Source organism: Myxococcales bacterium, from assembly GCA_016717005.1.
In the GTDB taxonomy this organism is placed as follows: domain Bacteria; phylum Myxococcota_A; class Polyangia; order Haliangiales; family Haliangiaceae; genus UBA2376.
In genome coordinates this window covers 470662-492325 of record JADJUF010000008.1, presented here as the reverse complement: position 1 = coordinate 492325, position 21664 = coordinate 470662, and the positions used below count along the sequence as shown (strand labels likewise).

General features: G+C 72.2%; 16 protein-coding genes. 11 read left to right on the top strand and 5 right to left on the bottom strand.

The window, feature by feature from the left end; all coding sequences use genetic code 11:
* Nucleotides 1-115 precede the first annotated feature (115 nt).
* Nucleotides 116-1819, top strand: coding sequence for a single-stranded-DNA-specific exonuclease RecJ (gene recJ, locus IPL61_11880; protein MBK9032007.1), 1704 nt, complete (start codon nt 116-118; stop codon nt 1817-1819).
* 103 nt (nt 1820-1922) lie between these two features.
* On the opposite strand, the gene IPL61_11875 is transcribed toward recJ, so the two are convergent.
* The 4 genes from IPL61_11875 to IPL61_11860 all read right to left on the bottom strand — a co-directional run bounded on the left by IPL61_11875 (nt 1923) and on the right by IPL61_11860 (nt 6611).
* Nucleotides 1923-2777: a sugar ABC transporter permease gene (locus IPL61_11875; GenBank protein MBK9032006.1), complete on the bottom strand. Its 855-nt coding sequence runs from the start codon at nt 2775-2777 to the stop codon at nt 1923-1925.
* Nucleotides 2774-3616: a sugar ABC transporter permease gene (locus IPL61_11870; GenBank protein MBK9032005.1), complete on the bottom strand. Its 843-nt coding sequence runs from the start codon at nt 3614-3616 to the stop codon at nt 2774-2776. The genes IPL61_11875 and IPL61_11870 overlap by 4 nt, the downstream gene beginning before the upstream one ends.
* Before the next feature lie 734 nt (nt 3617-4350).
* On the bottom strand, nt 4351-5535 hold the full coding sequence (locus tag IPL61_11865) for an extracellular solute-binding protein (GenBank protein MBK9032004.1): 1185 nt from the start codon (nt 5533-5535) through the stop codon (nt 4351-4353).
* Nucleotides 5532-6611: an ABC transporter ATP-binding protein gene (locus tag IPL61_11860; GenBank protein MBK9032003.1), complete on the bottom strand. Its 1080-nt coding sequence runs from the start codon at nt 6609-6611 to the stop codon at nt 5532-5534. The genes IPL61_11865 and IPL61_11860 overlap by 4 nt, the downstream gene beginning before the upstream one ends.
* A 261-nt stretch (nt 6612-6872) precedes the next feature.
* Here IPL61_11860 and IPL61_11855 point away from each other — a divergent pair, with 261 nt between their 5' ends.
* The 7 genes from IPL61_11855 to IPL61_11825 all read left to right on the top strand — a co-directional run bounded on the left by IPL61_11855 (nt 6873) and on the right by IPL61_11825 (nt 18495).
* The gene (locus IPL61_11855) at nt 6873-7760 is read left to right on the top strand and encodes a hypothetical protein (protein MBK9032002.1); all 888 of its coding nucleotides are present in this window, start codon (nt 6873-6875) and stop codon (nt 7758-7760) included.
* A gap of 270 nt (nt 7761-8030) precedes the next feature.
* Nucleotides 8031-9302, top strand: coding sequence for a phosphatidylserine/phosphatidylglycerophosphate/cardiolipin synthase family protein (locus IPL61_11850; GenBank protein ID MBK9032001.1), 1272 nt, complete (start codon nt 8031-8033; stop codon nt 9300-9302).
* A gap of 2 nt (nt 9303-9304) precedes the next feature.
* Nucleotides 9305-9931, top strand: a complete 627-nt coding sequence (locus tag IPL61_11845; protein MBK9032000.1) for a TetR/AcrR family transcriptional regulator — start codon at nt 9305-9307, stop codon at nt 9929-9931.
* A 314-nt stretch (nt 9932-10245) separates the two neighbouring features.
* Nucleotides 10246-13809, top strand: a complete 3564-nt coding sequence (locus tag IPL61_11840; GenBank protein ID MBK9031999.1) for a CoA activase — start codon at nt 10246-10248, stop codon at nt 13807-13809.
* A gap of 27 nt (nt 13810-13836) precedes the next feature.
* Nucleotides 13837-15768: a 2-hydroxyglutaryl-CoA dehydratase gene (locus tag IPL61_11835; protein ID MBK9031998.1), complete on the top strand. Its 1932-nt coding sequence runs from the start codon at nt 13837-13839 to the stop codon at nt 15766-15768.
* A 473-nt stretch (nt 15769-16241) separates the two neighbouring features.
* Entirely contained in the window at nt 16242-16946 is a 705-nt protein-coding gene (locus IPL61_11830; GenBank protein ID MBK9031997.1) for a glutathione S-transferase N-terminal domain-containing protein, read from the top strand.
* 94 nt (nt 16947-17040) lie between these two features.
* A complete protein-coding gene (locus tag IPL61_11825; GenBank protein MBK9031996.1) occupies nt 17041-18495 on the top strand; it encodes a hypothetical protein in 1455 nt (484 codons plus the stop codon).
* A gap of 58 nt (nt 18496-18553) precedes the next feature.
* Here the strand turns inward: IPL61_11825 and IPL61_11820 are convergent, their stop codons facing one another.
* Nucleotides 18554-19138: a universal stress protein gene (locus tag IPL61_11820; protein MBK9031995.1), complete on the bottom strand. Its 585-nt coding sequence runs from the start codon at nt 19136-19138 to the stop codon at nt 18554-18556.
* 232 nt (nt 19139-19370) lie between these two features.
* Here IPL61_11820 and IPL61_11815 point away from each other — a divergent pair, with 232 nt between their 5' ends.
* From IPL61_11815 to IPL61_11805, 3 genes are all read left to right on the top strand, one after another.
* Entirely contained in the window at nt 19371-20276 is a 906-nt protein-coding gene (locus tag IPL61_11815) for an alpha/beta hydrolase (GenBank protein MBK9031994.1), read from the top strand.
* Between the two features lie 14 nt (nt 20277-20290).
* On the top strand, nt 20291-20767 hold the full coding sequence (locus IPL61_11810) for a hypothetical protein (protein ID MBK9031993.1): 477 nt from the start codon (nt 20291-20293) through the stop codon (nt 20765-20767).
* Nucleotides 20768-20988: 221 nt separating this feature from the next.
* Nucleotides 20989-21639 carry a glutaredoxin gene (locus IPL61_11805; protein MBK9031992.1) on the top strand — a complete coding sequence of 217 codons (651 nt, stop codon included), beginning with the start codon at nt 20989-20991 and terminating at the stop codon, nt 21637-21639.
* Nucleotides 21640-21664: the final 25 nt, after the last annotated feature.

The following is a 21664-nucleotide window of genomic DNA, read 5'->3' as shown; positions in this document are numbered from 1 at the left end:
CGGAGCCGGAACCGGAGTCGGAAACCGGAACGGGAGTCGTGTGCGCTGCACAGGTGTGCAGCATCCGGGCCGGCTCGACGGAGGCCGTGTCAGACCGCCGGCCTAGGGTGCCGCCGTGCAGGTGCGCTCCCTCGACGAGACCGCGGTCGCGCGCCTGGCCGCGCGCCTGCGGGTCCGCTCGGCCACCGCGCGCTGTCTGATCGGCCGCGGGTTCGACGCGGAGCGCGCGCCGGCGTTCCTCGATCCGCGCCTGGCTCGGCTGCGCCCGCCCGAGGGCGACGCGCCGATGGCCGGCTTCGCCACCGCCGCCGATCGCGTGACCCGCGCGGTCCTCCGCGGCGAGCGCATCGCGGTGTTCGGCGACTACGACGTCGACGGCGTCACCACCTGCGCGCTGCTGACCAGCTTCCTGCGCGCGTGCGGCGCCGAGGTGATCGCGCGCGTGGCGCGGCGCGACGAGGGCTACGGCTTCGGCGCCGCGGCCGCCGCGGAGCTTGTCGCCGGCGGCCCCGGGCTCATCATCACCGGGGACTGCGGCACCAGCGACGTGCCGTCGATCCTGACCGCCCGGGCCGCCGGCATCGACGTGGTCGTCGTCGACCATCACACCGTGCCGGATCGCGGCGTCCACCCGGCGGTGGCGCTGGTCAACCCGCACCGCAGCGACTCGCTGTTCCCGTTCCGCGGCATGGCCTCGGTCGGCATCGCGTTCTACCTGGCCGCCGCCGTGCGCACCCGCCTCGCCGGGCAGGGCCACTTCCACGGCCGCGCCGCGCCGGATCCGCGCGACCTGCTCGACCTGGTGGCGCTCGGGACGATCGCCGACCTGGTGCCGCTGGCCGACGAGAACCGCATCCTCGCGACCGCCGGCCTGCGCCTCGCCACCGAGCGCAAGCGGCCCGGCCTGGCGGCGCTCTTGACCGCGGCCGGGGTCGCGCCCGAGCGCGCGGTCGACGAGCACGTGCTGGCGTGGAAGCTGTCGCCGCGGCTCAACGCCCCGGGCCGGCTCGGCGACGCGGCGCCCGCGCTCGAGCTCCTGCTCGCGACCGCCGACGAGGCCGAGGCCAAGGCCGCGGTGCTCGAGGCCGCCAACGCCGCGCGCCGGGTGGCCCAGGACGCCGCGACGGTCGAGGCGCTCGCCGCGATCGGCGACGAGCCCGGGCCGGCGATCGTGGTCGCGAGCGATCGCTGGCTGCCGGGCGTGGTCGGCATCGTCGCCGCCAAGCTGGTCGATCGGTTCGCGCGCCCGGCGTTCGTGATCGCGATCGATCCCGCGACCGGCGTCGGCCGCGGCTCGGCGCGCACCGCCGGCGGCGTCGACCTGTACCGCACGCTCGCGGCGTGCGCGCCGCTGCTCGAGCGCTTCGGCGGCCACGCCGCCGCCGCCGGCCTGACCGTGCGCGCCAGCGAGGTCGACCGGCTGCGCGAGGCGCTCGGCGCCGCGGTCCTGGCCGAGGGCTCGGGCCCGGTGGTGAGCGGGCACGACGCCGACGCCGAGCTCGGGCTGGCCGAGATCGACGAGGCGCTGGTGGGCGAGCTCGCGCAGCTCGGGCCGTTCGGCCAGGACAACCCCGAGCCGCGGCTGGTCGCGCGCCGGCTCGAGGTCCTGACCAGCCGCCGGGTCGGCGACGGCTCGCACGTCAAGCTCGAGCTGCGCTGCCCGCGCACCGGCACCGTGCGCGGCGCGATCGGTTTCGGCTTCGGCGAGCGCGACCCCGGCGTCGGCGCGACGGTCGACGTCGCGTTCCGGCCGACCGCGTCGGCGTGGAACGGGCGCACCCGGGTCGAGCTCGAGCTGCGCGACCTCGTCCGCGCCTGACCGCGCCGGCCGAGCCACGTCAGTCGCGCGGCGCCCAGCGGAAGCCTCCGCGCGCGGTCCCGGCGGGCCGGCGCCCGGCCGGCTCGACCAGGCGCGGGGCTGCTCAGCCCTTGACGGCGCCGGCGGTGAGCCCGCCGACCAGGTACTTCTGCACGACGAAGAACAGCGCCATCACCGGCAGGCTGGTCAGGAGCGCGCCGGCCGCGAACACGCCCCAGTCGGCCGTGAACTGACCGACCGACGACTTCAGCATCACCGGCAGCGTGTACTTGCCCTCGTCGGTGAGGAACGTCTGGGCCAGGATGAACTCGTTCCACGCGGTCATGAACGAGAACAGCGCCGTCACCGCGATGCCGGGCCGGGCCAGGGGCAAGACGATCGTCCAGAAGATCCGGATCGGCCCGGCGCCGTCGACCCGCGCCGCCTCGAACAGCTCGCGTGGCAGGCTGTCGAAGTAGCCCTTGAGCGTCCACACGCAGAACGGGATCGCGGTGGTCGAGTAGACCAGCACCAGGCCCGAGAGCGAGTTGAGCAGCCCGAGCTCGTGCAAGAGCACGTACAGCGGGATCATCAGGAGCGACGCCGGGAACATCTGCACCACCAGGAAGCTGGTGAGCGCGGTCTTGCGGCCGGGGAACCGGAACCGCGACAGCGAGTAGGCGGCGGTGCACGACAGCGCGATGCCGACGACGGTGGTGGCGATCGCGACCGCGAGCGAGCTGATCGTGTGGTGGAGGAACGCGAGCTGGCCGTGGCTGCCGCGCGAGCTGAGCAGGGTCCGGAAGTGCTCGAGCGTCACGTGGCGCGGGATCGGCGACGGCGACAGCGCAAACTGGCGGCCGGGCTCGAACGCCTTCTTGACGACCAGCATGACCGGGTACAGCACGGTCATCGTGGCGATCGCCAGGAGCGCGTGCGCGCCCAGCACGATCGGCAGGCGGGGGCGGCGGACGCTCATGGCCGTGGGTCCTCGTCGCCCTTGGTCAGGCCGCGGCCGATCAGCGTCCAGGCCCGCAGCAACAGGAAGATGATCGTGCCCAGCGCCGCCGCCATGCCGTACTGCTCGCCGCGCTCGAACGCCCAGCGGTAGGCGTCGGTGACGAGGATGTCGGTCGAGCCGCCGGGCTTGCCGCCTGACACCAGCTCGATGACGTTGAACATGTTGAACGTCCAGATCGAGCCGAGCACGATCGCCGGACCCAGCGCCGGCTTGAGGTGGGGCAGGGTGATCTCGCGGAACCGCTGCCACGAGCTGGCGCCGTCGACCTCGGCCGCCTCCTCGAGCTCCTTCGGGATCGACTCGAGCGCGCCCAGCGCCACGACCATCATGAACGGGAAGCCCAGCCAGGTGTTGGTGGCGACGTTGGCCGAGAACGCGGTCGCCCACGACGAGAACCACGACACGCGGTCGAGGCCGAGGCCCGACAGGATCGAGTTGATCGCGCCGTACTCGCCGGCGAACATGCCCTTCCAGATCAGCGCGGTGATGTAGTTGGGCACCGCCCACGGCACGATCAGGAGCACCCGCCACGCGCCCTTGGCCCGGAGCCACGGCTGGCGAAGGATCAAGGCGAAGAGCGTGCCGAACGTGACGTGCAGGAGCACGTTCACGAACGTCCACGCCAGGGTCACGCCGAGGATGAACCAGAAGTTGAGCGGGTCGGACAGGCTGTGGCCGTCGCCCGACAGGATGCGCTTGAAGTTGGCGAGGCCGACGAAGGTCCAGCGCCCGTGGTGGTGGTCGTAGAAGCCGAGCGTCAGGCCGACCGCGAACGGCACCACGACCAGGACGATCATCGCGACGCCGGCCGGGGCCAGGAAGCTGAGCGCGACCTTGTGCGCGCGGATCGAGGCGCCGACCCGGTCGGTGGCGTGGCGGGCGTGGGCCCAGCCGCCGCCGATCGCGATCGCCAGCACGGCGATCGTCAGCGCGGCCCCGCCCCAGGACGCGGCCGGCAGCGCCCAGGTCGCCAGCCCGACCCCGACCCCGACCCCGCGGGCCCGGCCGCCGAGGCTGGCGCCGGCCCCGGCGACGACCAGCGACAGCCCGACCAGGCCCAGCAGCGCCAGCCACGGTAACGGCGCGCGCGGCTCGGCGGAGGCGGTGATCGCGACCGCTGGGCCCCGGTCGGTCGCGACCGCGGCGACCGCGCGACCGGTGCCGTCGGGCAGGAGCGCGGCGAACGCGCCGTCCTGCTCGAAGCGCCCAGCGGCGTCGTACAGGAGCTTGTCGGTGGCGGGCGCCGTCGGGCCGCCCAGGGGGCGCACGCCGGTGGCGGTGCGCGCGGTCCTCCGGCGCAAGAACGAATAGCGCTTGCTCGCAACCGGCGCGCCGACGACCGCCGCGGCCGCGGTCGCGACCACCGGCGTGGCGCCGCTGGCCACCGCCGCGGCCGCGGCCTGCGCGTGGTCGAGCGCCGCTCGGGTCGCGTCCTGGTTGCGCGCGCGCACGAACGCCGTGACCACGACCAGCCACAGGATCGCGCCGATCACCGCGACGTCGCGCAGCGCCCGTCGGAGATCGCCCGCGGTCACTTCGGGGCCTCGGTGCGCGAGTAGGTGGCGATGTCCTTGGCGGCGCGCTCGAGCGCGGCCGACGGCGACGCCGCGCCGGTCACGATCTGGCCGAGCGCGTTCTTGTACGGGGTCCAGACCGCCCGCATCGCCGGGGACACCGGCATCGGCACGGTGTGCGCGAGCTGGCGCCGGAAGCTCGCGAGCGTGGCGTCGTCGGCGAGCTCGCCCTGGTACGCGCCGGGGTTGGGCACGACCTGGCCGGCCCGGCGGGCGCGGCTGGCGGCGGCGTCGTCGCTGGTCAGCGCCAGCGCCACGGCGATCGCCGCGTCCTTGTCGCGGGCGCGGGCGCTCATCATGACGCCCTCGGTGCCGAGGAACGGCGCGGCCGCCTCCCCGGTGGCGCTGACGATCGGCAGCGTCGTGATCGTGTACGGGACTCCTTCGGGGATGTCGGCGATGAACCACGGCCCCGACATCGCCATCGCCGCCTTGCCCTCGGCGAACAGGGTCGCGGTCAACGCGCCGTCGGCGTCTTTCGGCACGACCTTGCGGTCGACCAGCTCGCGCGCGAACGCCGCGGCCGCCACCGCCGGCGCGGTCGCGATCGTCGGCTGATCGCCGTCCATCGCGCGGCCGCCGAAGCCGTGCAGCCACGCCGCGTGGGCGTAGAGATCGTCGACCGGGTAGGCCAGCGCGAAGATGCCGCGCGCGGTCAGCGCCGGGGCCATCGCGAACAGCTCGTCGGTCGTGCGCGGCGGCACCGGCACCAGGTCGGTGCGGACGAACAGCGCCAGCGACTTGACCGCGACCGGGAGGCCCCAGAGCGCGTCGTGGTAGGCCAGGCCCGCCAGCGCCTCGGGCGTGTACCGCGCGGCGGTGGCGTCGTCGATCCAGAACTCGATCGGCTCGAGCACGCCGGCCGCGGTCCAGTCGCCCAGGCGATCCTGCGAGTAGATGAACAGGTCGGGGCCGTTGCCGTTGGGGATCGCGCTGCCGAGCTTGTCGCCGAACCCGTCGTACGGCATCGCCACCAGCTCGAGGCGGCGCTCGGGGTGGGCCTCGTTCCAGTCGGCGGCCAGGGCCTCGAGCGCGGCCCGCTCGTCCTTGTCGTAGGCGTGCCACAGGGTCACCGCCGCGTCGTCGCGACGGCACCCGGTCACGGCCAGCGCCGCGACCACCAGCACGCCGAGCGTCTTCATGCGGCCACGCGCTGCTGGCTGCCGGCGTCGAACCAGTGCAGCGCGCCGGGGTCGAGGTAGACCGTGACGGCGTCGCCGGTGCGGGCCGGGGTCTGGGCCGGCGCGCGGACGGTCACGTCGCCGGCGGGCGAGGTCACGTGCAGGACCACCTCGGCGCCCAGCACCTCGCGCAGCGACACCGCGCCCGGCAGCGGCACGCGATCGCCGGCGGGCTCGAGCGTGACGTCCTCGGGGCGGATGCCCAGGACCACGGCGCCGCCGATCTGCGCCGGGGCCGGCACCGCGAAGCCCAGGCCGCGGGCGCGGTGGCCGGCGTCGTCGTCGGTGACCGCGGCGTCGAGGAAGTTCATCGTCGGCGTGCCGAAGAACCCGGCGACGAACCGGTTGGCCGGGCGCTGGTAGATGTCGAGCGGGCTGCCGACCTGCTGGACCTCGCCGTCGCGCAGGACCACGATCCGGTCGGCCAGGGTCATCGCCTCGATCTGATCGTGGGTGACGTAGAGCGACGTCGCCCCGGCGTCGCGGTGGATGCGCGCGATCTCGCGCCGCATCTCGCCCCGGAGCTTGGCGTCGAGGTTCGACAGCGGCTCATCGAACAAGAACACCTTGGGCCGCCGCACGACCGCGCGGCCGATCGCGACGCGCTGGCGCTGGCCACCCGACAGCGCCTTGGGCCGCCGCTCGAGGTACGGCGTCAGGCCCAGCGCCTCGGCGACCTCGGTCACGCGCGCGGTGATCTCGGCCTCGGGCGAGCGCCGGATGCGCAGCGCGAACGCGAGGTTCTCGAACACGGTCATGTGCGGGTACAGCGCGTAGCTCTGGAACACCATCGCCAGGTCGCGCTGCGCCGGCGGCAGGTTGGTGACGTCCTTGCCGTCGATCCACACCGAGCCTGAGGTCGGCTCCTCGAGGCCGGCGACGATCCGCAGGGTCGTGGACTTGCCGCAGCCCGACGGCCCGATCAGCACGACCAGCTCCCCCGACGGGAACGTCAGATCGAGGCGCTCGATGACGGCGCGCGTAGCCTTGGCCCCGTCGTAGCGCTTGCTGATACCGGTCAGCCGGACTTCACACATAGCGTTGCCGCGGTAGCAACCCCTCGGCCAGCTGGATCCTACGCGATCTCCGGCCGTTATCCGATGGGCCGGGGCACTTGTCGTTGTGTTTCGCAACGACCGCTCGCTGCGGCGTCGCGTCCTGAAGCATGTGACGGCGGCGTCCTGGGACCTGACGGTTTTCTGTTGGAGGTTGACCGGAGCCGCGTGCGCGCGAGCGTAGTTGCAGACCTTTGCGCGACGCGACGACCGCGGCATCGCGCTTGCTGAGATGCTCGCACCATGAGCCGCCTCGTCGCCCTGGCCCTGGTGTTCGCCCCTACGGCCGCGCTCGCTGATGCCCCCGCGGCGCTCGACGCCACGGATGTCTCGGCCGCCGCGCCGATGCCCGACGCCAGGGACGAGGCGCCGACCCGCGTCGCCGCGGCCGACGCGATCGAGGTCACGGCGGTCCCGGCCTACGCGGTCGGTCCCAGCGCGACTGCGCCGGTCGCCGAGCCGGCGATCACCGACACCTCGGCCGAGCCGGTCGGGCTCGATCGGCGTCGCCGCGATGACGCGGCCGCGGGCCGATCGTACTTCGCCGAGACCGCGCTCACCACCCCTCGCGGGCACGTGACCTTCGACGTGCGCGCGCCGTTGCTGCCGGTCGCGGCCGTCGGGCTCCGGCTCGGCGTGACCGACCGCGTCGAGGTCGGCGTCAACATGATCACCGTCGTCGATGAGGGCGCGGTCGCTGGCCTGAGCGTCAAGGGCCAGCTCTGGCGCAGCGCTCGGTTCGCGGTCGCCGCGGGGCTCACGACCTACTCGGCCGACGGCGACACGCTCTACAACCCGCACGTCGAGGGCACCGCCTGTGTCGACGCCGCGTGCGTGGGCGCCGTCACGCTGTCGCTCAACTTCCTCGGGTTCTCCGGTGAGGACACCGTGCCGGTCCTGGCCGGCGTCGGCGTCGCGTACGGCCGCGGCGTGCAGCTGGTGGGCGAGCTCCACCAGACCCGGGACGGCGACGAGGCCCTGACCGGCGGCTTCCTCGGCATGCGCGCCGCCAGCGGCCGGTTCGCTCTGGACGGCGGCCTCGGCTTCGGCTTCGCGACCAACACGTGCGACGACGTCGACTGCGGGGACGGCGGCGCGTTCCCGTTCGTCGGCATGGCCGCGCGCCTGTAGCACTCCGACCGGGTGAGCGTGATCCGTCCACGGCGTCGACGCGCGCTCGGGGCGAGGCGCAACGACACAGCGCGACGGCCTGTGCCTCGCGCAGCTGGCACGAGGCCCCTGGAGATGATCGCCGGCGTGGGGGTCGGAATCGTCCGGTCGGCGCACCAGGTCAAGGACGGCGCCGGAACCGGCGTCGGCCTCGCCACCCGCCTGGAGCTCGGCCGCGCGACGCGGCTTGCGTGGCCTCGCGCGGCGCGGTACCCGTATACCCCCGCTGCCATGGCCCGTCGTACCAAGCCTGTGATCCCGGCCGTGACGCCCGGCGCGCGTCCCCCGCGGAGATGGGGTCGGCGGCGCGCCCGGCGGGGCCTGCCGTCGCCGACCTCGGTCGGGGTCGACATGCTCGCGCACTCGCGGCCGCTGCCCGACGACGCCGGCCCGCGGGTGGTGGGCACCGGCGAGGTCGCGTTCCAGCGCATCGTCGAGCGGATCCGCTCGGCCACGCGCTCGGTCGACATCCGCGCGTTCCTGTGGCGCGACGACGACGCCGGCAACCTGCTCGGCGAGGCGGTGCTGCGCGCCGCCGAGCGCGGGGCCCAGGTCCGGATCCACAAGGACCGCATCGCCGCGGTCTACGAGTACGCCGGCGGCAACAAGCAGAGCTTCTTCCACAAGCGCGTCAACCCGGTCCACGGGGTCCAGGCGTGGTTCCTGGGCGCGGTGTTCCGGGCCAAGGGCTCGTTCCGGCAGCGGCCCAACGCGCTGTCGCAGGCGGTGCTCGCGCACCCGAACATCAAGGTCGAGCACCTGCGCAACCGCTTCGATCACTCGAAGGTCTACGTCGTCGACGACGAGTGGATGTGCCTCGGCTCGATGGGCATCGGCGACAACCACCGCCACGACTGGGTCGACCTGATGGTCGAGCTCGACGGCGCCGATCACGTCGCGCGCTTGCGCCAGCGCATGGCCGGCGACGACGAGTTCGATCCGTCGCGCGGGCTCGACTTCCTGGTCCACAGCCGCTCCGCCCACCGGCCCAAGACCTGCCCCATGCTGACCCACCGGCTGGGGCTGATCGACAGCGCCAAGACCGCGCTGACCGTCGAGATGGCCTACCTCGGCGACGTCCGCTTCACCCGCGCGCTGGTCCGCGCGATCGAGCGCGGGGTCGCGGTCACGCTGGTCACCGCGGCCCGCGCCGACGTGCTCGGCAACTCGAACCGCTCGACCTGCGAGACCCTGCGGCGCCTGACCGGCGGCCCCGATCACCTGCGGATCGTGGTGCTGCCGCGGATGGTCCACTCCAAGGCGGTCGTGATCGATCACCGCTGGGTCGACATCGGCTCCGCCAACTTCACCCGCCTCTCCCACGGCGTCTACGACGAGATCAACCTGTACGCCGACCACGCGCCGTTCGCGCGCGCGCTCGAGGCCGAGATCGCGCGCCACGCCGAGGAGGGCGAGATCATCGCCGGCAAGCTGGCGCTCAAGGCGGTGCGGACCCAGCTCGAGCGGGCGATCGTCGCGTTCCAGTCGCGGAAGGGCGGCTGACCGTGGCCCGGCCGCCGCTCGACGAGGATCGCGCCTCGGTCGCCCGGGCCGAGCGCCGGCGGCAGATCCTCGACGCCGCCAAGGTGGTCTTCGCCGACGCCGGCTACCACGGGGCGTCGATCGGCGCGATCATCGACCGCGCCGAGATCGCCCGCGGCACGTTCTACCTCTACTTCGAGAGCAAGGAGGCCGTCTTCGGCGCGCTGCTCGACGAGGCCATGGCCGAGCTGCGCACGCGGATCGTCCACGTCGACACCGCCGCGAGCGCGCCGCCGCCCGAGGTCCAGCTGCTCGACGGCATCGCCCGGGTGCTCGAGTTCATCGTCGCCGACCGCCCGCTCGCGGTCGTGCTGCTCAGCTCGACCTGGACGCCCGACGCTGAGGCCGCGGCGCGGCTGCAGGGGTTCTACGACGAGATCCGCACGGTGATCGCGCGCTCGCTGGGGCAGGGGGCCGCGCTCGGCATCCTGCGGCCGTGCCCGCCCGAGCGCACCGCCGCGGCGCTGCTCGGCCTGGTGCGCGGCATCGTCGAGTACTGCATCACGCACGCCGACGAGGTCGAGGGCCGGATCGGCGAGGTCACCCGCGAGCTGGTCGACGTCGCGCTGCGCGGCGTGCTGCGCAAGTAGGGATCCGATCCGCGGCGCGCGAGCTCGCCGTTGCAGGTCGTGATCGTGGTCCTCGAGCCGCAGCGCCACCCGCGGCGGTGAGGTGCCGCCAACTGCTCGAGAATGCTGGCAAGGCAAGCGTCGCCGCTGCGTAGAATCGTACGCACCGGAACCGAGTTCACTGCCACCGTCAGGTAGCACCTGGTCGGACCGAGAAGGTCGCGATCTCGCTTGCGATTTTCACTAGACTGACGTGTCAGTCCATGGATAGACTGACGCGTCAGTTCAGGGACTAGACTGACCCGTCAGTCCGGTCGTACGCAGCAAGGAACCTCATGACCACTCCCCAGAAGCTCATCATCGGCGTCGACGTCGGCTCCACCACCGTGAAGCTGTGCGTCGTCCACCCCGAGACCCTCGAGATCCTGTGGAGCAAGTACGAGCGCCACGAGACCCGTCAGCCCGAGAAGACGCTCGAGATGCTGACGCTGATCAAGGAGGCGTTCCCGACGGTGAAGGACACCGACTTCCGGCTGTTCATCACCGGCTCGGGCGGCGGGCCGATCGCGGCGCACGTCGGCGCCAAGTTCGTGCAGGAGGTCAACGCCGTGACGATGGCGGTGGAGAAGCTCCACCCCGACGTCGGCAGCGTGATCGAGCTCGGCGGCCAGGACGCCAAGATCATCATGTTCAAGAAGAACGAGGAGACGGGCGATCAGACCGCCCAGACCTCGATGAACGACAAGTGCGCGTCGGGCACCGGCGCCACGATCGACAAGTGCGTCCTCAAGGTCGGCATGCCGAAGGAGGACGTGCCCGGCCTGCAGTTCGACCCGAGCAAGCTCCACCACGTCGCCGCCAAGTGCGGCGTGTTCGCCGAGACCGACATCGTCAACCTGGTCAAGAGCGGCATCCCGCGCAACGAGATCATGAACTCGCTGGCCGACGCGATCGTCAGCCAGAACCTGGCCGTGCTCACCCGCGGCAACACGCTCAAGGCCAAGGTGCTGCTCCTCGGCGGCCCCAACACGTACCTGCCGTTCCTGCAGCAGTGCTGGCGCCTGCGCATCCCGGAGTCGTGGGCCGAGCGCGGCTACGAGTACGACAAGACCGTGCCGATCGAAGAGCTGATCTTCGTGCCCAAGAACGCCGACCTGTACGCCGCCTACGGCGCGGTCCTGTTCGGCATCCACGAGCCCGCCAACATCGGCGTGTTCCGCGGCGTCGACCCGCTCAAGGAGTTCATCAACCACGGGCGCAAGGCCAAGCTCGGCGAGTCGGCCGGCCCCGGCCTGGTCGAGCAGGACGCCCAGCGGCTGACGTTCGAGGACAAGTACCAGACCCCGCACTACGAGGACGCGCAGCTCGAGGCCGGCAAGATCTACCGCGGCGTGATCGGCCTCGACGGCGGCTCGACCTCGAGCAAGTGCGTGCTCATCGACGAGCACGAGAACATCCTCAAGAAGGTCTACATCCTCTCGAAGGGCAACCCGATCGCCGACATGCGCGAGATGTTCGCGGAGATGCGGCAGTGGGCGGCCGATCAGGGCGCCACGATCGAGGTCACCGGCTTCGGCGTCACCGGCTACGCCGGCGACGTGCTCGAGAAGTCGCTGGGCGCCGACGCCAACATCGTCGAGACCGTCGCCCACATGATGAGCGCCAAGCGCTGGTTCCCCAACGTCGACGTCATCTGCGACATCGGCGGCCAGGACATCAAGGTGATGTTCATGCAGAACGGGGACGTCAAGAACTTCCGCCTGAGCAACAGCTGCTCGGCCGGCAACGGCATGCTGCTCCAGGCGATGGCCGACCAGTTCGGCCTGCCGGTCAAGCAGTACGCCGAGGTCGCGTTCCAGGCCCGGCTGGCGCCCAAGTTCAGCTACGGCTGCGCGGTCTTCCTCGACTCCGACCGCGTCAACTTCCAGAAGGAGGGCTACTCGCGCGAGGAGCTGCTCGCCGGGCTGGCGCTGGTGCTGCCCAAGAACGTCTGGCAGTACGTCGTCCAGATCCCGCGCATGGCCGAGCTGGGCAAGGTGTTCGTGCTGCAGGGCGGCACCCAGAAGAACCTGGCCGCGCTCAAGGCCCAGGTCGACTACATCGAGAAGCGGGTCCCCAACGCCGAGGTCTACCTGCACCCGCACTGCGGCGAGGCCGGCGCGATCGGCGCCGCGTTCGAGGCGCTGCGCGTCACCAAGCGCCGCGGCAAGACCACGTTCGTCGGCCTCGATCAGGCGATCGACATCCACTACACGTCGACCAACGACGAGACCACGCGCTGCAACTTCTGCCCGAACAACTGCTCGCGCACGTTCATCGACACCGCGACCCTCGACGGCAACAAGGCCCGCTACATCTCGGGCTTCTCGTGCGAGAAGGGCACGGTCGAGAACCTCGACGCGCTCAAGACGCTCAACAAGGAGCGGCAGGGCCGGATGAAGAAGTTCCCCAACCTGGTCGACTACGAGGCCAAGCTGGCGTTCAAGAGCTTCTACACGCCGGCGCCGATGCCGGCCGCCGGCTCGCCCAAGGCCGACGTCTCGGTCAAGCGCACGCTGACCGGGCGGGTGCTGCGCAAGGACGTCGTCCGGCCGTTCGAGCGCTCGAGCGCCGAGGTCGCGGCCAAGCGCAAGGACGCGCGCATCGGCATCCCGCGGGTGCTCAACCTGTGGTCGACCGGCCCGTTCTGGCGCGCGTACTTCGAGTCGATCGGCGTCGACTCGCGCAACGTCGTCTTCTCGGACGAGACCAGCGAGGAGCTGTGGCAGGCCGGCTGCAAGTACGGCTCGGTCGACCCCTGCTACCCGTCGAAGGTGTGCCAGGCGCACATCCACAACCTGCTCTTCAAGCACCACGAGAAGAAGCCGCTCAACTACGTCTTCTTCCCGGCGATGACCCACGTGCCGACGTACAACGTCAACACGATGGACACGGCGTCGTGCCCGGTCGTGTCAGGCACGCCCAAGGTCATCCGCGCGGCGTTCACCAAGGAGACCGACTTCTTCGCCGAGCGCGGCATCAGCTACCTCGACACCGCGGTGACGCTCAACGAGCGGCTGATGTGCAAGAAGCAGATGTTCGCCGAGTGGGGGCCGCTCCTGGGCATCACCGAGGACGAGAACGACTGGGCCATCGACCAGGCGTTCGCGGCCCTCGACGAGTTCGACCGGCAGATGGAGGTCAAGGGCAAGGAGATGCTCGACCAGGTCACCGCCGAGAACCGCGTGGCCCTGCTGATGATCGGCCGCCCCTACCACAACGACCCGGGCATGAACCACGCCGTGCTCGAGGAGTTCCAGGCGCTCGGCTACCCGATCCTGTCGATGCGGTCGATCCCGAAGAACCGCGCGTACCTCGATCCGATCTTCGCCCAGGACCTCAAGCTCGGGCACATCGACGACCCGCGCGACGTGTCCGACGTCTGGCCCGAGAACTACTCGGTCAACTCGGTCCAGAAGGTGTGGGCCGCGAAGTTCGCGTCGCGCCACCCCAACGTCGCGGTCATGGACCTGTCGTCGTTCAAGTGCGGCCACGACGCCCCGACCTACGGCCTGATCGACTCGATCATCGCCTCGGCCGGCAAGGCCTACTCGGCGCTGCACGACATCGACGCCAACAAGCCGTCGGGCTCGATCAAGATCCGCGTCAAGACCTACGCCCACACGCTGATGCTCCTGCGCGAGAAGCTCGAGGATCAGGGCGAGAAGCAGAAGGAACTCGAGCTCGGCGTCGCGCGCAAGCGGGTCGAGCTGCTCGAGCGGCTCCAGCAGCAGCTCGCCGGCATCGGCAAGACCGACACCACCGTCGAGACCCAGCTGGCCGTGCTGCGCGACCTGCTGGCCGCGTCCTCGCCCAAGGGCAGCGGCAAGCGGGCGCCGCAGCTCGCGGTCCTTCGTTGAGGGTCTGTCGCCAACCCCTCCCCGCAGGTGCAACCCTCCCCGCCCGGCCGCCCGGTCGGGGCCCCACCCACGATCGGCCACCACCGCAGCCCACCCCCGCCAAACGCCCCGACCGCCCCCGGAAACAACGGCACCAACGTCGACGGCCTCTCGATCGACGCCATCGAGGCCGAGCTGGCCAAGTTCGAGTCGGAGGAGCGGGTCCGGCTCGGCCTGCCGACCCAGCACGCGAAGATGTGGATCGACGAGGTGCCGCGCGAGTTCACCGCGGCCCAGCGCGCCCACACGACGATCCTGGTGAGCGGCCTGACGATGGCCCACGACCTGTTCATCCAGTCGGCGCTGCGCGGCATCGGCTACAAGGTCATGGCGATGGACACGCCCGACAACGACGCCCTGCAGTACGGGCGCGAGTACGGCAACCGTGGCCAGTGCAACCCGACCTACTTCACGGTCGGCAACCTGGTGAAGTACCTCGACGGCCTGCGCGAGCAGGGCATGAAGACCGAGGACATCGTCAAGAACCACGTCTTCATCACGGCCGGCGCCTGCGGCCCGTGCCGCTTCGGCACCTACGTCACCGAGTACCGCAAGGCCCTGCGCGACTCCGGCTTCGACGGCTTCCGCGTGCTGCTGTTCCAGCAGACCGGCGGCCTCAAGCAGGCGACCGGCGACGAGATCGGCCTGAAGATGGACCCGCAGTTCTTCTGGGGCGTCATCCGCGCCGTGCTGATCGGCGACGCGCTCAACGTGCTGGGCTACCGGGTCCGCCCCTACGAGGTCGAGGCCGGGGCCACCGACCGCGCGCTCGAGCGGGCCAAGGGCCTGATCGCCGCCGCCTTCGCCGGCAACACCTCGCTGCTCAAGGCGCTCTACCAGTCGCGCCGGATCATCGGCGCGGTCAAGGTCGACCGCACCAAGGTCAAGCCCAAGGTCGGCATCATCGGCGAGTTCTGGGCGATGACCACCGAGGGCGACGGCAACTACGGCCTCCAGCGCTTCCTCGAGGGCGAGGGCGCCGAGGTCGACATCCAGATCGTCACCGCCTGGCTGCTCTACATGGTCTGGCAGGGTCGGTACGACACCAAGCACCGCGCGGTCCTGCGCGGCACCGACAAGAAGAAGGACGCCGAGGGCGGCTCGAAGTTCTCGCTCGAGGGCGTCGACGTGCGCAAGCGCATGGTGTCGCTGTGGGCCGGCGAGAAGGTCCTGCGCGGCATGTTCCAGACGATCGCGGCCGGCCTGGGCCTCCACGATCACCACCTGTCGGACATGGACGCGATCGCCGAGATCTCGCACGCGTTCTACGACAACAACCTCCGCGGCGGCGAGGGCCACATGGAGGTCGGCAAGCTGATCCAGAACGTGGCGTACTCGAAGGTCAACATGACCCTGTCGGTCAAGCCGTTCGGGTGCATGCCGAGCTCGTCGGTGTCCGACGGCATCCAGTCGTTCATCACCGAGCTGTACCCGCAGGCGATCTTCCTGCCGATCGAGACCAACGGCGACGGCGCCGTGAACGTGTACTCGCGCGTGCAGATGCAGCTGTTCAAGGCCAAGCAGGCGGCGCAGAAGGAGGTCGACCGGGCCCTCGCCGACGTCGGCATGACCATGGACGAGGTCCGCGCCTACCTCGCCCGGCACCCCGAGCTCAACCACGCGTTCCACAAGAGCCCGCACAAGTCGGGCTCGACGACCGCGGACCTGGTCTACGAGGTCGGCGCCAAGCGCAGCAAGCTGGCGTACTGGAAGAACAAGGCCATCGAGGTCGTGACCCGCGCCCACAGCAAGGCCGAGCACGCGGCCCACGACCACGTCCTGGCGGTCGCCCGCAAGGCCGCGGCCAAGACCACCAAGAAGACCTCGATCGTCACCGTGGCGCCCGAGGTCGACGACGGCTCGATCGAGGCGCGCCCCGCCATCCCGGCTGGCCGCAAGGCGCTCAACGTCATCAACTGAGACCGACCGACGGGGCGGGTGAGGGGCTGGGCCTCGCAGGGCGCCCGTGCCGGGTTCCGGTTCCGGTTCCGGTTCCGGTTCCGGTTCCGGTTCCGGTTCCGGATGCGGCGCTCGCGCTCAGGGGATCGCGGTGGTGTTGATGACCCGCGCGTTCAGCGCCACGTCGGCGTACTGGATCGTCGCGACGCACGCGTCATGCGTGGGGCTTCAGCAGGTCCCGGGCCAGTCCGCAACACGCGGTGATCGCGCGCACCGCTGAACTCTGCCGGGACCCTCAGGTCACGTGCGTCTGCCGGGGCGCGCCGCAGCGTGGGACGTCGAGGTGCCATGCGGCGCGGCACCTGCATTCGGCACCCGCCGCGGCGCCGGCGTCGGCGCCGCCTCCAGGTTCCGGATCTCGAGGCCATGACCCGACCGATCGGGCAGCCGGTGCGCGCCGCGCGCCGCGGTGAAGGCGTGGCACAGTCGGCGCGATGACCTCGCTCTCCGACTTTCCCATCACCAAGAAGTGGCCGGCGCAGCACCCTGACCGGCTCCAGCTCTACTCGCTGCCGACGCCCAACGGCGTGAAGGTGTCGATCGCCCTCGAGGAGACCGGCCTCGCGTACGAGCCGCACCTGGTGCGCTTCGACACCAACGACCAGATGTCCGCGGAGTTCCTGTCGCTCAACCCCAACAACAAGATCCCGGCCATCCTCGATCCCGCCGGGCCGGGCGGGCAGCCGCTGGCGCTGTTCGAGTCGGGCGCGATCCTGATCTACATCGCCGACAAGACCGGGCAGCTGGTCCCCAAGGATCCCGCGGCGCGCTACCAGACGATCCAGTGGTTGATGTTCCAGATGGGCGGCGTCGGGCCGATGTTCGGGCAGCTCGGCTTCTTCCACAAGTTCGCGGGCAAGGACTACGAGGACAAGCGGCCGCGCGATCGCTACGTCGGCGAGTCGCGGCGACTGCTCGGCGTCCTCGACCAGCACCTCGGCGACCGCGCCTGGATCATGGGCGACGAGTTCACGATCGCCGACATCGCGATCTGGCCGTGGGTGCGGGCGCTGGTCGGCTTCTACCAGGCTGGCGATCTGGTCGGGTACGCCGACTTCGCGCACGTCGACCGCGTGCTGCAGGCGTTCCTGGCCCGGCCGGCGGTGGTCCGCGGCCTCGAGGTCCCGGCGCGGACCTGATCGTCCCGATCGTCTCCGGCCGGGACCTCGACGTCCCGGTCACCTCAGGATCTCTCGACGTTACGCGGGCATCGACCTTGCTCAGGATCGTCCCATGCGCCTCATGCCGAGCCTGCTCCTGTCCGTGGTCGCCTGCGGTGGCGTCGCCGATGCCCCGGCTGTCGACGGGGGCGTCGACGCTGAAGCCCCGGTCGATGCCGACGTGGTCGACGCGGCGGCGACGCCGTGGATCGGCGACGTGCTCGACTGCGGCAGGCCGGCGGCGGCCGGCGGGCTGGCTCCGGGCGTCGAACTCCAGCGGGTCGACCTCGACCCGGTGGCGTTCCCCGAGGCCCGCTGCAACGACGGCACCCGCGCGTTCTTCTACGTGCGGCCGGCGGCGACGGCCGCGGCGCGCAACCGCTGGGTGATCCAGCTCCAGGGCGGCGGCGGCTGCGGGAGCCCCGACGCGTGCGCAGCGCGGTGGTGCTCGGTCGACACCAACTTCGGCATGACCCAGATGACCGCGACCCTGTCGCCCGCGATGGGCATCGGCGGCGACGGCGTCATGGCCCGCGGCGGCGCGCTGGGCGAGCCCAACCCGCTCGGCGACGGGAACCAGGTGTTCATCCGGTACTGCTCGAGCGACGGCTGGGGCGGCACCGCCGGCGCGGTCGACGTCGACGGCCACCACCCGATCAGCGGCGCGCCGGTGCGCTTCCGGATCGCGTTCGCCGGCGCCCGGATCCTCGACGCGGTGCTGGCGACGATGCGCCGAGACGGCGCCGCGCCGCCGCCGTACACCCTCGGCGGCGGCAGCGTCGAGCTGCCAGATCTCGATGACGCCGACGCGGTCGTGCTGGCGGGCGCGTCGGCCGGCGGCACCGGCGTGATCCACAACGCCGACCGCGTGCGCGACTACCTGCGGGCCCACAACACCGCCTGCACCGGCGCGACCTGCCCGCTGGCGTACCTGGCGATCATCGACTCGATCTTCAAGCCCGACCTGGCCGCGCTCGACTGGTCGACCTCGACCGTGTGCGCGGCGACCGGCGCCTGCACCTACGAGGCGGCGATGACCGCCGACACCGGCGCGTTGCAGGGGCGCCAGCCCGACGTCAGCTGCGCGACCTGGCACGCCGCCAACGATCCGAGCACGGCCTGGCGCTGCAACGACGAGGGGCACGTCGTGCGCGACCACCTCACCTCGCCGTTCGTGGTCCGCATGGGCCTCAAGGACGACCTGATCTCGAGCAACCTGATCGACGCGATGTTCACGGTGCCGGGCCGGGGCCTGATGTCGCTGGCGCTGTTCGCCGAGCTGGTGCGGGCCGACCTGCTGGCGCTGCCGGCGTCGACGCCCGAGGAGCCGTTCGCGCGGACGCCCGCGGTGTTCGGGCCGCCCTGCGACAAGCACGAGACCCTGTCGAACAACGCGGCCACGTTCGGCGTCACCGTGGTCGCGGCGGGCTCACCGCGGACGTTCGGCGCGGTGATCGCCGCGTTCGCGACCGGCGGCGCGCCGACCACGGCCGTGTGGGGGCCGGGCGACCCGGTCGACTGCATGTAGCGCTCCCACCGGACGAGCCTGGACGATCGCCCCGCCGACGCGCGGGCCTACCCGGCGGTCACCAGCCGCCGCGGGCGAAGTTGCTGCCGAGCCGCACGACGGTCGAGCTGGCGCGGCCGCCGTGGTGCGCGGGGCAGAACCACTCCTCGCCGCTGCTGTCGGCGCGCACCACGACGCAGTCCGGGCACTGGCGGTCGGTCGCGCTGTGCTCGCGGATGGCCGACACGACCAGGACCGGGCACTCGGCCTGGGCCAGCACCCGGTCGGCGATCGAGCCGAGCCGGCGGCGCGAGTGGCCGTAGCGGCCGATGACCAGGAGATCGGCCATGACCTGCTCGGTCAGCTCGACGATCTGCTCGTCGGGGTGGCCCCGGCGCACGTGGAGGCGCACGTTCCAGTGCTCGCGGGTGACGGCGGGCACCGCGTCGTCGAGCACGCGCCGGGCCAGCACCACCAGCGCGGCCTTGGTGTGATCCTCGCGCTCGCTGAGCTCGGCCTCGGTCGGGCGGTGCCACAGCCCGTGCTCGTCGGACACGACCGCCAGGATGTGGACGGCGGGGCGCTCCATGCGGGCGGCCTGATCGAAGGCGTGGGTGAGGACCGCGTCGGAGTACTCGGACAGGTCGACGGCGACGACGATCACAGGGCGACGAGGGCGTTCGGACATGGGGGCCTCCAGGCAGCGATCACGGGCGACGCGCTCGCGGGCGCACGCTCAACCTAGGCATCGTCGCGGCCGCGCGCACGCGTCCAGTTGTCGCGAAGGCCGCCAGGACTCGATGCAGGCGGAGGTCGACGAGGTCACGTAGCGCGCACGCGTCCAGTTGTCGCGAAGGCCGCCAGGGGGCGTGGCCGCGCTGCGTTACGATGCCGCGATGAGCCAGCCCGCGATGCCCACGGTCGAGCAGTGGCGAGCCCTGGGCACCTACGTGCGCTGGCGGGACCACGACGTGTTCGCGCGGGTCGACGGCGCGGCCACCGCGCCGCCGCTGGTGCTGATCCACGGCTTCCCGACCGGGTCGTGGGACTGGTGGCCGCTGTGGGCCGGGCTGGCGGCCCGCTACCGCCTGATCGCGTGCGACCTGCTGGGGCTCGGGCTGTCGGCCAAGCCGCGGCAGCGCTACCGGATCGCCGACCAGGCCGATCTGGTCGAGGCGGTCGCGGCCTGGGCCGGGGTCGACCGGGCGGCGGTGCTGGCCCACGACTACGGCGACACGGTCGCCCAGGAGCTGCTCGCGCGCGGGCGGGGCGGGGCGCCGGCGCTGGCGGTGCAGGCGCTGGTCCTGCTCAACGGCGGCCTGTTCCCTGAGACCCACCGGGCCCGGCCGATCCAGCGGCTGCTGGCGTCGCCGCTGGGGCCGCTCCTGGCGCCGCTGTCGTCGCGCCGGACCTTCGACCGCAGCATGCGCGCGATCGCCGGCGCGGCGCCCCCGACCGAGGCCGAGCTCGACGCGATGTGGACCCTGGCGGCCCGGGCCGGCGGCAAGGCGGCGATGCCGCGCCTGCTCGGGTACATCGCCGAGCGCCGGCGCCACCGCGCGCGCTGGGTCGGCGCGCTGGTGGACGCGTCGATCCCGGTGCGGGTCATCGACGGCCTGGCCGACCCGATCTCGGGCGCGCACATGGTCGAGCGCTACCGCGCGCTGGTGCCGCGGCCCGACGTCGTCGAGCTGCCCGGGGTCGGGCACTACCCCCAGCTCGAGGCGCCCGCCGCGGTGCTGGCGGCGACCCTGGCGTTCCTCGATCGCCACGTCGGAGCGATGGCGGCGGGGCCGGGTTGAGCTACAACCGCCCGATGAGCGTCCTCGATCGCGTGCGCGCCGCCGGCTGGCGAGCGCTGTCTGGTTCCGAGTCCGCGCGCCGGTTGAACGATCGGCTGGGGCGACCGCTGGCGTCGCCGGAGGAGCTGGCCGATCGCCGCGCGTTCGCCGCCGGCTACACCGCGGCCAGCGCGACCGCGCCGTCGGGGCCAGCGGCCGCCGCGGCGCCCGCGCCGTCGACCGGGGCCCGGGAGGCGGCGCCGGTGATCGTGTACTTCCTCGACAAGCAGCGGCGCGACGTGCCGCGCCTCACCGAGATCCTCGACGCCCACAAGATCCCGTACCGGGAGATGAGCCTCGAGGAGGACCCCGCGGGCCAGGCCGCGGTCCGCCGCGACAGCGCCGGCTACCGGCTGCCGGTGGTGTTCATCGCCGGCGACTGCGTCGGCGGCCGGATCGAGCTGATCAACCTGGCGAGCACCGGCGAGCTGGTCCGCAAGGTCTTCGGCTGATCGTGGCCGTGCTCGACGCCGGCGGTCAGCCAAGGCCCCCTGGTCGTGGGCCGGCGCGGCCTGCTGCGAGTGCGCGGACGTCGAGGGCAACCCGGTGCGGCTGATCCCGCGGCCGGCGCCACTACCGCCGGCCTGACGCCGGAGGGCCCGCGCGCCACGGCGGGCGCGACCGACGGGATCCGCTTGCCCGTCGGCGGAGCCCCCACTATGGTGCCGGTCCGATGCCCTCGCCACTGTCGTCGCTGAAGCTGCCCAAGGACCTCGCCGCCAAGGTCAAGACCTCGGTCCTCACCGCGATCGATCGCGCCGACGAGCTGGGGGGCGACCTGCGCGACTACCTCCAGGACCGCTGGACCCACGATCCCCGCCTGGCCAAGCTGAAGGCCCGGTTCGGCGGCGCCCCGGCGGCCGCGCGGCCGGTGCCGGCCCCGGTGGCCCAGGCGATCGCCGTGGCGGCGACCACGCCGCCGCCGGTCAAGTCCGACGCGCTCGGCGACCCCGACATCAAGGCCCAGATCTACGGCAAGAGCAGCTGCCCGTGGACCGGCCGCGCGATGACCGTGCTCGAGAAGTACAAGGTCGACTACGACTTCGTCGACATCGAGCAGCCCGAGCACGAGGCGCTGCAGGTGCGCCTGTCGAGCGAGACCAAGCAGCACACCGTGCCGTACGTGTACCTGCGCGGTCACTTCGTCGGCGGCTTCAACGCCCTCGCCGAGATCGAGCGGCTGGGCCAGCTCGACGCGGCGTTGCTGACCCCGGCCGAGCGCGCGGCGCTGCCGGCCCACCAGCGCGGCGTCGAGATCGTCGCGCGGCCGAACACCGACGAGGTGGTCCCGGCCGACGACATCGCCCCGACCGACGGCGAGTAGGCCTCGTCAGACGCGGCTGTGGCCG